Raw genomic sequence first — 6877 nt, forward strand, 5'->3', positions numbered from 1 at the left:
CCGGTCCGTGCCGAGCGGTGGAGCGCTCGGCACGGACGTCTTCCTCGTCAGCGGGCGCGGGCCCGCCCGGTACCGTGCTGCGCGGCCTCGGCCACGCTCGTCGGCTGGTAGTCGGCCAGCGCGGAGGAAGCGCCAGCCGAACGCTCGCGGTCGCGGGCGCGGTCGTGGTCGAGCAGTTCGGTGACCTGCTCGGCGCTGCGGACCTTGATCTCCGGCACGCTCGGATCGGCCCGGAGCTCGGCCGCGGCGACCGCGGCCCAATCGGGCTCGCCGCGGCGCTCGATGACCTGCCCCGACATCGCCCGGAACTCCTCGCCGAGCTCGTCGCCGCGCAGGGACCAGCGCAGCCCGATCCGGGTGCTCATGTCCTCGGCGTCCTGGAGCTGCTCGTCATCGCCCGCCTCGGTGCGGACCTGCTCCCGCATCTGGTGGAAGCGGGCGAAGTCCGCGCGCATCACCCGTTCGCCGTGGCTGGCCGCGCCGGTGTGGTGGTTCGGGTTCGTCGGATCCGACCGATCCCACGACAGCGGCTCGAAGGTGGTCCGCCCGTTGTGCGGGTTGACCCGGTCGCTGGCCGGGTCCGGCCAGGCGCCGAGCCCTTCCAGCTGCAGGGCCTGCATCTGGCTGCGCCACGACAGCTCGTCCATCGACGCCGGCCGTGCCTCGATCGGCAGATCCGGGTGGGTCGGGGCGTGGACGAACAGCTCGGGCAGCTCGGCGCGCATCGCGTCCAGCTGCTCCCAGCGGGCCCGTATGTCCGGCTCGTCGGTCCACCGCTGCGCGACCAGGTCGGCCTCGGTCCGCAGCCGTCGCGCCTCGCCGGTGCTCCAGGCGTCTCCGGCGCGGAACCGCAGGTGCACCGCGGTGGCGTAGTCCGCGCGCCACCGGGCCTCGATCTCGTCGCTGATCCGGGCGGCGTAGTAGCCGAACTGGGCCTGCTCGACCTCGTCGCGGAGTTCGTGGAGCGCGGTCATCGGGCCATTCCGTTCCGCTGGTGCCCGCGCGCCATCTCGGCGATGCTGCTCGGCTGGTATTCGGCCAGCGCCGAGTCCGGCAGATCCCGGTCCGTACCGGACTCCGGCGCCCCGGCCTGGCCGGTGGCGGCGTCGCGCGCGGCCTGGGCCTGGCGCTCGGGGCTGCCGAACCGCTGCTCCGGAGCGGTGTGGCGGGCCAGCTTGGCCACCGCCTCGTCGCGCTCGCCGCGCAGCCGGTCGCGGTCGGCACGCAGCTCGGCGAGCTCGGGGTCCGGCTGCGCGGGGCCGGGCCGGTAGACCGGGTCGGTGGCGACCCGGTCCCGCACCGCGGCGGACTCCTGCTCGCCCGCGGCCTGTCCGGTGTCACCGCCGGCCACGCGGGTCTTCCGGGCGTCGCGGTTCATGCCGACGGTGCGCGGACCCGGGGTGTTCAGCATCCCGTTGCCGCGGCCCCACGCCATCAGCTCCTCATCCGTCGCCGACAGCGCCCAGCTCCGCGCCCGCTCGGCCTGCGCGGTCTGCGGCTCGGCCTCGGCGGCATTGCGCCGGGTCATGGCCACGAACTCCCGCTCGGTCTGCGCGTGCCGGGCCGGACGCGGCCCGCTGCGACGGACCCGCCCGGTCCTCGGCCGCTCCGTGCTCGGCCGCTCCGTGGCCGGCCGCCGCTCGGTGCCGCGATCGGCCACCGCAGCGGCGAGCTGGTCGCGGTCGGCGGTGACCGCGGTGAGCTGGCGGGTCAGCCGGGCGTTCTGCTCGGCCAGATCCGCGTTGTGCTCGATCGAGAGCCGGTGCCGGGTCCGCAGCTCCTGCAGCTCGGCCCCGTCCACGTCCCCGGCCCCGGTGCTGGTGGTGGTGGTGGTGCGCTGCTGGCCGCGCTCGGGCGTGCGGGTGGTCCAGCTGGTGGTGCGGGCCCGGACCTGGTTCACGCTGCCGCGGGTGTGGCGCAGCGGCCGGTCACCGCCGCGCTCGCTCACGCTGGCCCGCAGCGTCACCCCGTCCTTCCAGCGGCTTTCGACGGCTACCCGGTTGACCCACGCGGCCGCCTCCTGCTCGGTCGCGTGCAAACCCCGGGTGGTGTAGGAGCCGTGCTCGCTGCTCGACGTCAGCGTGGAGGTGTAGCGGGAGTTCTCGGCCGCGTACTCCAGCTCGTGGGCGATCCGTTCCGAACTCACCCCGGCATCGGCCGCCTGGCGGGCCGCGTCCTGGCGCCGGTCATCGAGGATGCGCAGCGTGTAGCCGTCCCGCGCGCTCGGGGCCTGAGCGTTCCAGGCCAGCTGAGCCGCGCGCAGCTTGTGCACCCACTCCTGCTGCAGCAGCCCCAGCTGCTGCGGGCCCGGCGCCGCCGGAATCGGCCGATCCGTCGCCGTCGGAGTAGCGGGGGTCTGCGGCGGCGAGCTGTTGGCTCCGGACGCCGAGACCGGGCCCCCGAGAGCCGCGGCGGCCGCGGTGCGGGACTGCTCGGTCGCGGGCCCCCGGGCAGCGCCGCCGGTCGCCGCGGCGGTCACCCTGGCGCGGTCGGTGGCGGCGGTGCCGCGCTGGAAACGGCCGATGCCGTGCTCGGCGCGCACGCGGGCGACGTGGGCGCGGTAGCGCAGCGCGTCCATGCCGGTGATCCGCCGCCCGGGGGCGTAGCTGTTCCCGAGCTTGAACTGCGGGAACTCGGTGACCGCCTCGACGCCGTCGAGGGCGATCCCGCGCTGGGTCTCGGTCAGGTGCGGCTCGGTGAGGAGCCACTGCTGCAGCTCGCGGCGGTGGTGCCCCAGCGCGGCCAGGTCCCGGGTCCGCTGCTCGGCGCCGGTGCGCGGATCGGCCGCGCGCTCGGCGACGCCGAGGGAGTGCTGCCGGTAGCGGTCCACCGACTCGGTGGCGAACTTGCGCCGGGCGGCGCGGGTGCGCTGCTCGTCGCGGTGCTGGGCGCGCATGAGCCGCGAGACCTGCTTGCGGGCCAGCCGCTTCTCCAGCCAGGTGGTGGCCACGGCGTGCCGTTGCGCGGCGGCGGCCAGGGCGTGGCCGAATCGCTTGGCCTCGTCCATGATCTCGTCCTCGGTCGCTCGATCGGACATGTCAGTTCTCCTTCTCGGTGGTGGGCAGCGGCAGCGAGGGGATGTCCCAGTACCCCGCCGATCCGGGGACCAGGTCGATCCCGGCGGCGGTGGCGGCCCAGCGCAGGGTGCGGGGATCGGTGGCCCAGCTCCGGAACGCGTTGTGGCACTGGGCGACCAGGCTGCCGAGCACGGGCGCGGCAGCCGCGATCAACAGATCGGCGCCCTGCACCCCGGTCCAGCGCTCGGCACCGGCCTCGCCGGACCAGGCGCGGGCCAGGACGTTCACGTCCAGGCGGGCCATGAACTCGGTGGAGCTCGACGGCGGCCCGGCCGGGGCCTCCAGCACCAGGTACAGGGCCAGGCGGGACAGCTGCCCGATGTGCGGGCTGCTGGCCGCGCCGGTGCCGATGGTGGTCAGCAGCGCCTTGTGGAACCGGTCGGCGGGCAGCGACCAGAAGGCCGCGGCCTTGGGCAGCTGCGGCACCGCCGCGAGCTCGTGGACGGCTTCGGTGGTGGACATGGGTTACTTCTCCTTCTTCTCGGGGTTGGTGCGGCGCTGGGAGCGCCGGTGGGCCAGGTGCTCGATGTGGCGGCGGATCCAGGCGGCGGCGTCGGCGGTGGAGTAGGCGAGCATCCGCACCGCCTCGCTCGGGCCGGGCCGTCCGGCGCAGTGCCACCAGGCGAAGGCGGCCAGGGCCAGGACGTAGAGGGCGAGCGGGCCGGGCAGCGGCAGCACCGCCACCGCCACCCCGGCGGCGCCGGTCGCGGCGACGGCCGGGCCCCAGATGCCCGCGGTGTCGCGGGCCTTGGACACGCGGGCCAGGTGCGGGCCGACCGTCTGGCCGAGCGCGCCGCCGTCCTGGACCACGGGCACGAGCTGGGCGGCCAGCGCGGCGGCCGGGGTGCCGGCCATGTCGGCGCTCAGGGCGTCGAGCACGTCGTCCTGGTGGGCCTGCTCGGCGGCGTTGCGCCCGCCCAGCTCCTCGCCGAAGTCCTCCGGATCGACCGGATTCGGGTTGGACATGATGGATGAACCTCTCTCTACGGGTTGCGGATTCAGGCCTGGCGGCGGCGGCCGGACAGGTCGATCACCGTCGCGCCCGAGGCCTCGGGCTCACCGGCGGCGGCGCCGGTGGCGGTGGGGTCGTGGAAGTCGCCGAGCCCGGGCAGCGGGCGGATCCGCTTGAGCTCGTCGTCGTTGAGCGGGGAGACACGGCCGAAGCGGGCGCGGCCGCCGGCCACCATGACCACGTCGCCCTTCTGCATGGCGCGCAGCCGGTTCGGGGGCAGCAGGAACTGGTCGCCGGACTGGACGTTGCCCTCGTCGCCGTCCTTGTTCCCCGCGATGAGCTTGCGACTGAACTCGAACTTGGGCCGGGTGCCGTAGATCTGAGCGATGGTCTCCGGGCTGGTTGTGCGCCCGATCAGGCTGCCGCCCGACGCCGCGGCGACCAGGGCGGCGCGGTTGTCGTCGTCGTGCCCGAGTCCCTGCCAGGACTGCGCGATCCACCAGGTGCCGATCCCGGCCTTCCGGAGCCGCTCGACCCACTTCACCGCGCGGGTCTTGCCGTCCGACACCGCGGAGAACTCGTCCACGACCATCAGCGAGGTGCGGCCGTGCTGCTTGTCGGCGAGCTGCTCGAACATCGTCCCCAGGGCGCCGAACTGGGCGCGGGCCCGGTCCGGGGTCTTCACGCCCTCCAGCACGATGTAGAGCACGTCGAAGTCGGTCAGCGACTTCGTGCCGTCGAAGGCATCACCGAGCGAGCGGTAGAGGTTGGCGAACTCCGCGCGCGCGGAGTTGAGCACCGGCTGATCGCCCGCCATCGTGGACTTGATCTCCAGGTCGATGCCCATGACCCCGGTCCACTTCTTCTCCCCCGCGTTGCCGCCCCAGAGCTTGGACAGCTTGTCGACGTCGAACCGGGACAGGAACTCCAGCCAGCTGCGCGGCGGGTTCTCCCCGATCGGGGTCGCGACCCCGTTGATCCGCTCGACCCGCTCCGGGACGTCGACCACGAGGTGGATCAGCGTCTCGCGGATCTCGTGGAAGTACTTCTCGGTGTCGGTCGTCGGCGTGCTGCCGCCGGAGACCATGGCCGAGAGGATCGAGCGCAGGTCGTCGCGGCTGGTGCCATCCCACAGCGCCAGGTCGGTGGTGTCCGGGAAGATCCCGATCCGGTCCTCACGGACACCGAGCGCGGTGAACCACTTGCTCACCCGGGCGGCGACCTTGCGGGACTCCGGGCCGCCGTTGCAGTCCACGATGATCGCCAGCGGGCGCCCCGGGCGGCCGTTGAGCCGCCACCACTGCCGGTGCCGCATCCAGGTCGCGACGTACCAGGCCACCAGCACCCGCAACATCAACGTCGTCTTGCCCGAGCCCGAGCTCGCGACGGTCGACATGTGCTCGGCCAGGTTGATCAGCGGCAGGATCAGCCGGGTTTCGGTGCGCTTGCCGAGCTGGCGTAGCACCGACGAGGGCGGGGCCTGGTCGTGCTCGACGGCCAGGCGGCCGATCACCGGCTCCGGGTTCCGGCCCCCGGTGGTGAACGGTAGACGGCGCCGCGAGAGCCGGGCGGCGGCGCGCTGCTCGCGCTGGGCCTGGGCGTGCAGGGCCCGCTCGGTGCGCGCCGGAGACCCGAGCCCGACCGTGGCCAGCTGCACCCGCTGGCGGGTGAACACCAGCGTCGCGGTCAGCCACGCGGCCGGAACCAGCAGCACCGACATCCCGAACACCCCGGCCACGTACTGCCCGGCCAGGAAGTCGGCGGCGGCCGCGGTGAAGTCCTGGATCGGCTCGAAGGCGTCCCACGCGAACAACGCCGCCGCGCCCGGCATCGCCACGATGCTGGCGAACAGCCAGTTCCGCAGCCGGGCGGGGCGCCAGGCGAGCATGGTGGCCGGGACCAGGATGGCCAGCACCATCACCAGCACCGAGACCACGACCGCGGCCGCGAGCAGCCCGGTGTCGGCGACCCCGGCCCAGGTCCAGGCGGAGAAGTCCGGCAGCCAGCCGAGCGGGTCCTGGCGGAGCCCGACCGGGGGCATCGTCGGATCGACCTGCACGCCCGGTTGCGGCGCCGGCACCGCGGTCTGCTCGGGCACGGTGGGCACCAGCGGCAGCTGCGCGGTCTCGATCGCCGGGCCCGCGGCCGGTGACGGGGTCGGGGCGTAGGGGTTGCAGTCGTTGGTGGTGAGGATCGGAGTGCACACGGGTCAGCCCGCCTTTCCTTCGTTCGGGTCTGTGACCTGGGGGATTTCGTGATCAGAGGCCCCGCCCTCGATCACCCGGAGCCCGGGTCGCGGGGCCGACGAGGACAGCACCTCGTCGAAGTCGCGCAGCACCACCCGCGGGCCCTCGGAAAGATCGAGGGACGCGGCGGCCTCGCGGGTGACGCTCTTCACCGCGTCGCTGCGGCAGTAAAAGGCGAGCCCGGCGCACCCGCCGTGGCGCGCGGCCTGGACCGACGCGGCCAGGGCCGAGCGCGCCGCGGCGAGGTTCTTGCGGGTCAGCTCGACCTCGACCGCCCACCACTCACCGGCGTTGGTGAGGTAGCGGCCGTCGTGGATGTGGGGCCGGTCCACCCCGGCCTTGGTCGGGGCCTGCTCGGCGCGCATCGACCGCTCCGAGATCCAGCGGTCCAAATCCAGCCCGACCAGCACCAGGCGCAGCTCCAGCACCGCGCGGGTGTGGCCGGCCATCTTCGGCGTCGGCAACCACGCCCGCGCCGCCCGCCCGGTCAGCGCCTCCACCGCGGCCCGGGTCGGGAACACCCACGACGGGCCCGGCACCGGGGTCACCCGCTGGCGCGACAGCATCCCCAGCTCGGTGTACTTGCGGATCAGCCGCGAAGC

At 74.3% G+C, this 6877-nt stretch carries 6 protein-coding genes; all 6 read right to left on the reverse strand.

Features of this window, described 5'->3' with window-relative positions; genetic code table 11:
* Window positions 1-47 precede the first annotated feature (47 nt).
* Window positions 48-974 (reverse strand): hypothetical protein, encoded by a 927-nt coding sequence (locus ACFUUZ_RS31330; protein WP_378702602.1) that lies wholly within the window; start codon window positions 972-974, stop codon window positions 48-50.
* On the reverse strand, window positions 971-3037 hold the full coding sequence (locus ACFUUZ_RS31335) for a hypothetical protein (RefSeq protein ID WP_378702604.1): 2067 nt from the start codon (window positions 3035-3037) through the stop codon (window positions 971-973). Before ACFUUZ_RS31335 ends, ACFUUZ_RS31330 begins: the two co-directional genes overlap by 4 nt.
* A 1-nt stretch (window position 3038) precedes the next feature.
* Entirely contained in the window at window positions 3039-3539 is a 501-nt protein-coding gene (locus ACFUUZ_RS31340) for a hypothetical protein (RefSeq protein WP_378702606.1), read from the reverse strand.
* Between the two features lie 3 nt (window positions 3540-3542).
* Window positions 3543-4043, reverse strand: coding sequence for a hypothetical protein (locus tag ACFUUZ_RS31345; RefSeq protein ID WP_378702608.1), 501 nt, complete (start codon window positions 4041-4043; stop codon window positions 3543-3545).
* 32 nt (window positions 4044-4075) lie between these two features.
* Entirely contained in the window at window positions 4076-6235 is a 2160-nt protein-coding gene (locus ACFUUZ_RS31350; protein ID WP_378702610.1) for a hypothetical protein, read from the reverse strand.
* Window positions 6236-6238: 3 nt separating this feature from the next.
* Window positions 6239-6877 (reverse strand): hypothetical protein (locus tag ACFUUZ_RS31355; RefSeq protein WP_378702612.1); only part of this gene is annotated, 639 nt, incomplete at its 5' end.

This window comes from Nocardia sp. NPDC057353, assembly GCF_042667085.1.
Classification (GTDB): Bacteria; Actinomycetota; Actinomycetes; order Mycobacteriales; family Mycobacteriaceae; genus Nocardia.